4 protein-coding genes are annotated in these 5,292 nt (G+C 70.6%); all 4 read right to left on the bottom strand.

The window, feature by feature from the left end:
- Positions 1–777, bottom strand: a 777-nt coding sequence (locus D7X55_RS35295) for a DUF4438 domain-containing protein (protein ID WP_121725352.1), incomplete at its 3' end; no start/stop codon positions are given.
- A gap of 19 nt (positions 778–796) precedes the next feature.
- On the bottom strand, positions 797–1,897 hold the full coding sequence (locus D7X55_RS35290) for a hypothetical protein (RefSeq protein WP_120547932.1): 1,101 nt from the start codon (positions 1,895–1,897) through the stop codon (positions 797–799).
- A 59-nt stretch (positions 1,898–1,956) separates the two neighbouring features.
- Positions 1,957–3,951, bottom strand: coding sequence for a hypothetical protein (locus D7X55_RS35285; protein ID WP_121725351.1), 1,995 nt, complete (start codon positions 3,949–3,951; stop codon positions 1,957–1,959).
- 21 nt (positions 3,952–3,972) lie between these two features.
- Entirely contained in the window at positions 3,973–5,277 is a 1,305-nt protein-coding gene (locus D7X55_RS35280; RefSeq protein WP_120547934.1) for a hypothetical protein, read from the bottom strand.
- Positions 5,278–5,292: the final 15 nt, after the last annotated feature.

Raw genomic sequence — 5,292 nt, 5'->3', positions numbered from 1 at the left:
CGAGGGCCCGAACCGGTAGTCCAGCGGACACAACGCCACCAGGTCCCCCAGCCGCAGCGCGTCCAGCCGGTGCCTGCGCACCAGCCCCGCATCCGACAGCTGGATGTCCAGGTCCCCCAGCACGCCCTCGGACCGCCCGAACCCCGAACCCATCACCACCGAGGGCACCGTGTGCGTCACCGGAACCACCAGCCGCCCGCCTTCCGTCCGCACGCCCCAGCGCCGCAGCAGCCGGGGCGACAGGTTCAGCGCGCGCACCCCGGGGAAGTCCGGCAGCTCCAGCCCCTGCCCGTACGCATCCAGCTGGATGCGGTCCCCGATGCACAGCCGGCGCTTCACCAGTGGAGGGAAGTCCACGATGACGTGGTTGATGCCGCCGTGCTTGCCCACCACCGTGCCCACCGCGCCCGTCATGGGGCCGCTCGTCACGCGCGCGCGGTTGCCCACGCACGCCTGGAACATCAGCGCGCGGTTGGAGCCGCCCTTGCGGCCCACGTCGTCGCGCCCCGTGTTGTGGATGGACACGCCCGCTTCCATGTGGTCCGCGGCCAGCCCCACCGCGCGGTCCCCCACGCGGCGGTTGAGCACGATGCCGCCGCTGCCCGGCACCAGCCGGGGCACGCCATCCCGGCCGATGCGGTAGGGGGACACTTGCACGACGGGATGGGACACCTGTCCCGCCACCGCCGAGGCCACCAGCCGCGACACGTTGGTGCGCGGCGCCGAGGCGGCCCCCATGCCCGCCTCCATCAGGGGGTGCTGCAACGGGAGGTCCATAGGGCCGTTCCTCCCGCCTTCAGCGCAGCGCGCCCGGCGCGGGGCTGGTGATGCCCAGCGTCGTGCGCAGGGTGGGCGCCACGCCCCGGAACGCGCGGCCGTCCGGCGTCATCCGGTAAGCGGCGATCCACTCTTCAGCCACCGGACCCAGTGGCATGACCTCCGTCTGGAAGTCCCTGAAGTCGCGCGTCTTGAACGGGTTGTCCGCGATGAAGTTGAGCAGCAGGCGCCCCGCGTCCGCCATCTTCGAGCGCTGCGAAATCTCACCCGTGCCGCCCAGGTAGCGCTGCGACACGACCTCAATCACGTCCCACTTGGTGTTCGCGTCGAAGGCCTTCTTGATGTCCGGCGTCTCCAGCGCGTCGAGGATGGTCTTGAGGTACTCGCCCACCTCCACCGTGAGCGCCAGGATGTTGCCGTAGGTGGCGCGGTCAATCTGCCAGCGGATGTCCGTGCCCAGGCGCTGGATGGTGGCCTGGCTCGCGAAGGGCCGCTCGTTCAGCTGCTGCGAGCCGCGGATGACCTCGCCAATCAACAGGTCGCGGAAGTACTGCGCGATGGCGGACACGAAGGCGACGAACTCGCGGTGGAAGTTGCGGAACATCACCGCGCCCGGGGGCGCCGCCAGGCTGCCGTAGTTGAACGCGCGCCGGTACGCGAGCTGCCGGTCGCGCGGCTTGTAGCGCAGCGGCTGGTGCTTCTCGATGAGGTACAGCGCCCGCGCGCCCGGGCCCCGCTGGATGCGCATGCGCCCGTCGTGGAAGAGGCGCAGGAGCGCGCCCGCCACCTGGAAGACCTTCATCCGTTCGTGCTGGTAGATGTAATAGAGCTCCGCGGTCGCGTGGAGCTGCGTCTCGATGACGGACTCGTCGAAGTCCTGGACGAGCACCGGCCGGCTGATGGAGTCGAACGACGGCGCGCCGCCCTTGTCCAACCCCATCAGGTCGGAGAAGACGGACGCCGTCGAGCCGTCCGAGGCGCTGGCGAGCAGCTCCTCCTCACGGAGCGACAGCTGCTTCTGCAGCTCCGTGCGCTGCTCATCCGACGTGACGTTGGCGAGGACTTCCCGCTTCCACTGCGAGAACAGCCGCTGAAGGGCTTCTGCCGTACCGATGCTCATGGCATGCCACCTGGGTCAATGACGTTGAAGGAAAGGGTTTCGGGCCCGTGCGTGCACGTTCACGGCTTGCGCGCGTGGCGCACGTGGCGGCGCGAGTGGCCGCCCTTGGCGTGTCCGTTGACCGGCGCGGGCCGGCTGTCCGCGCCGTGCCGCTCCCTGCCGGCGATGATGCGCTCCACGGCCTTGAGCTGATCCGAGAACGCCTGCTCCAGCTGCCGGGCCAGCTCCGGCCCCTGGGCCTCCAGCTGCTGCTTCACGTCCGTCATGATGCGCGCGCGGCTCTTTTCGATGAGCGACGCCACGTCATCCATGCTGGCCCCGTTGCCTCGCGCGCCGGCGGCCGGCGTCTCCGCGGACTCGTCCGGCTCCGCGTGCCTCGGGTGCTCCACGACGCCGGGGTCGGAGATGATGCGCGGCTCCAGGTCCTTTTCGATGCGGTCCAGCGAGACGCGGATGGGCGGCGGCACCGTGAACGGCTCGCCGGTGTTGCAGTGCGCGCCCTGGGGGAAGCCGTACTTGTGGTTCCGGTCGTCTTCAATCTCCTCCGCCTGGCCGGGCGCCTCCTGGGTCAGCGTCTTCGCCAGCTCCAGCGAGTCCTCCTCCAGCCCGCATTGCTCCCGGAGGAACGCCGGGCTCACGTTGAAGACGTCCACGTTGTCATCCAGCTGTTCAATCATCTCCTCGTGGAGGTCCACGCGGTTGCCGCCCGGCACCGTGGCCTCGTCGTAGTCCAGGAGGAACAGGTCGATGATCCGGTCGATGTGGTAGAGCTTGCGGTCCAACCGGGCCAGCTCCTTCCAGAACTCCACCGACGTGCTGGGGTCCATCAGGAGGTCCTCGATGAGCTCCTGGGTGTCGTTGCGCTGCCGGAACTTGTCGTTGAGCTCCTGCTCCTTGCCCGTCAGGTCCCGGAAGGTCAGCGGGACGGGGAGCACCAGGTTGAGCAGCCGCGCTCCGGCGTTGGGCCGGTCGAACGCGTCGATGAAGAGCGTGAGCGCCTCCACGAAGGCGGCCAGGGGCGCGGAGGCGCCCTGGACCTTCGCGTTCAGCGCGACGCCCCGGCTGCTGCTGTGGGTGAAGGCGTCGGTGGACGTGTCCAGCAGCGTTCCGGCCACGTCACGCAGGCGCCGCAGCTGGATGAGCTCCACGGGCACCGCGGACGCGATGCCGCGCATGTCCTCCGAGTTCTGCCGGGGCGCGTGGTTCAGGAGCACGTCCAGAAGCCGCGACATGGCCTCCGGCCGGGCGATGGCGCGCAGGTCCGACTGCCCCCGGGCGCGCAGCTGATCCAACAGCTTGCCGTAGGACGCCTGGCCGTCACCCCAGTCGTCATAGCCCTCCTGGAGGGAGGTGGCGGTGAGCTGCTCCAGCGAGTTGATGAGTGCTTCGCGGCGCTGGCGCAGGTCCTGGAGCGCCACCTGGAACACCGTGCCGCCCTTGTCGAAGCCCGCGCGGAAGAGCGCCTCGCCCGCCAGGATGCGCAGCAGCGTGGCGTTGTCGTCGATGGTCGCCGCGAGCCGGCCGAACTCCTGGACCACCGTGGGGTTGATCATCCCCACCAGGCGCGCCACGCGCGCGGTGTCCCCCAGCTTGCGGATGGAATAGAAGGCCCGGTCGCGCGACACGGGGTCCACGGCCAGGTTCGCCGCGGCCTCGCCCTCGTCCAGCTCCGCGAGGATGGAGTCCCGCCAGCCGCAGATCGGCGCCTTGAAGTCCCGGTTGGAGGCCAGGTTCACGGCGATCTCCAGGTCGTCCACCAGCGCCTGGCGCTCCTGGCGGAAGCGGCGCTGGCCCGGCGAGTCCAGCATCCCGGTCATGGGCGTCATGGCCGGTTCGGGCGTGGCCGTGACGCGGATGGGCTGGCCGCGGCTCTCGTCGTCCAGGCGCGCGGCCGTGGTCGGGTAGAGCTTTCGCAGCGCGTACACCACCGCCTTGGGGTCACGCGCGTCGGACACGCCGAGCTGACGGCGCAGGAACTCGTCGAACTTCGACTTCGCGCTCGAGGCCAGCTCGATGGATGCGGCGGGGCTTCTCCCCTTCACGTTCTCGTACATCGTCCCTCCCTTGAGGTCCTGTCATGCGGCCAGGGTGACGCCCACACCCGGCGTCCGCGCATCGCGCGTGCCGAGCTTCACCAGATGATTGAGCACCGTCCGAGAGATGCGCTCGGGCGGGGCCAGCCTCCGTTCAAGCGCCTCGCGGCTGGCGCTCACCACGTGGCGCGGAGGCACGCCGGGCGGGATGTGCCCGCGCGCCAGCGACTCCGCGGCCCGGTCGATGCGCTCCTGGTCCGAGTGCCAGAAGGGCACCACGTCCACCAGCGCGCGCTGCGCGAGGCCCCGGCGGGGCTGGAAGGCAATCTCATCCACGACATGGGGGATGAGCTGGCGGGCCGTGGTGAGCAGCAGCTTCGGGATGCGCGCGTACGGCAGCCGCGAGCGGTACAGCCGGTTCCAGTTGTCGAACACGTCGCAGGCGCGCTGATGGAAGCCCATGCGCCGGAGCATCTCCGCCTGGATGAACACGCGCAGGAACGGCGTGGGGTGCGCGCTGAGCGGATGGAACGTCAGCACCCGCGACGCCGGGTACGCGAGGAAGTCCTTCATCGAGTGCACCGACGCGGGCCCCCCGAGCAGGCACGCGATGAGGTCCGCGAAGATCTCCTTGTGCCAGCGGCCCCACAGGCGCGTGAGCCACGGGTTGCCGGTGGCGTGCAGGACGCGGCGCTGGAGGGCCACCTGCGTCTCCTGCCAGATGCCCAGGTCCGCCTGCAGGTTGTGGCCGATTTCATGGAGGATGACCCCCATGCCCCACGGGGCCTCCACGCGCTCGTAGGGCACGCGGATGAGCGGGAAGGGGTTTCGCTCCCCCAGCAGCCGGCTCAGCAGGACGCCGCGCCGGAAGGTGGCCGGGGAGAAGCCGTGCTCCAGGTAGGTGAGCGGCTTGAGCATCGGGCTGTGCAAAAGGCCCGGCGCGGCCTGCCGCACGGCCTGGAAGCAGTCCACCGCGATGGCGTCACACGCCGCGAGCGCCGGCGCGAACCGGGTGCCCCGCTGGCTGAAGACGTCGAAGAACAGGCCGTAGGCGCGGCGGGCGCGGTCGATTTCGCGCTCCAGCAGCGCGTTGCGCTCCAGCACCTCGTCCGGCGGGGGCGGGGCGTCGCGCAGCCGGCCGTTGAGCCGGGACAGGGCGCGGCGCACGTCCCGGTCGATTTCGCCCAGCCGCGCGTTGGCCGCGGCGAAGTGCGCGGGGGAAGGGGCGTAGGGGACGTCCCGGGGCCGGATGCCCACGTCCTGCGGCGTGAGGCGCGACAGGCGCCCCGCCCGGAACGTGATGCTCTGGACCTTGGCCCGCAGGAACCGCTGAAGCGTGTCCGCCATGTGCCCGCCTCCCCC

This window comes from Corallococcus sp. AB049A (assembly GCF_003668885.1).
GTDB classification, from domain to species: Bacteria; Myxococcota; Myxococcia; order Myxococcales; family Myxococcaceae; genus Corallococcus; species Corallococcus interemptor.
Note: the sequence above shows the minus strand (reverse complement) of the source record. Positions and strands in the feature narration are given on the sequence as shown.

Coding starts and splice junctions, on each gene's coding strand:
- D7X55_RS35285 (WP_121725351.1), bottom strand. CDS start 3,951: ATGTACGAGAACGTGAAGGGGAGAAGCCCCGCCGCATCCATCGAGCTG.
- D7X55_RS35280 (WP_120547934.1), bottom strand. CDS start 5,277: ATGGCGGACACGCTTCAGCGGTTCCTGCGGGCCAAGGTCCAGAGCATC.
- D7X55_RS35290 (WP_120547932.1), bottom strand. CDS start 1,897: ATGAGCATCGGTACGGCAGAAGCCCTTCAGCGGCTGTTCTCGCAGTGG.